Raw genomic sequence first — 532 nt, 5'->3', positions numbered from 1 at the left:
GCGTTGGCCCGCTGACCGCCCCGGGCCCCCGGGCCCGAGCCGGTCCGTGCCCGTCCGTGCCCGTCCCCGGAGACCCCGACGGACGGGCACGGACGACTCCGTGCCGGCGGTGGGTGCAGCATCCTGCACCCACCGGTGCAGCCTGCTGCCGGCCGACCCCCTCCCCCGAGGCCCGCTCTTCGGGGACCGTGGTCGTACCACGGAACGAGGCCGGGCCGAGCGGAAGACATTCCCCGGCGGGGCCTGTCACCGGAGAGCGAAAGGGAACGAGGATGCGTTCGACCATCACCACGGCCACCGCCGCGCACCGTCTCCTCCCGGGCACCCGCCCCCTCCCCTCCCGGGGTATCGGCTCGAGCGACCGGGGTGTGAGTGCGGTCGCGATGCTGGCGGTGCCGGTGATGATCCTCGCCGGTGTCCTCACCGGTCCGACGGCCCTCCCCGTGCCCGACGGGGACCGGCAGGTGATCGCGAACGCGCCTCTCGGCGGCCTCCCCCCGGCCGTCGCCGGGAAGGCCGACATCGGAAACCC

At 75.6% G+C, this 532-nt stretch carries 1 protein-coding gene; it reads left to right on the top strand.

All coding sequences use genetic code 11. The features are described from left to right. Window positions 1-272: 272 nt before the first annotated feature. The coding region (locus tag FNQ90_RS26295) for a hypothetical protein (protein ID WP_182608573.1) at window positions 273-532 on the top strand (260 nt) is incomplete at its 3' end.

This window comes from Streptomyces alkaliphilus, from assembly GCF_014141535.1.
In the GTDB taxonomy this organism is placed as follows: Bacteria; Actinomycetota; Actinomycetes; order Streptomycetales; family Streptomycetaceae; genus Streptomyces; species Streptomyces alkaliphilus.
The sequence above is the reverse complement of the archived record's forward strand: the minus strand, read 5'-3'. Positions and strand labels throughout refer to the sequence as shown.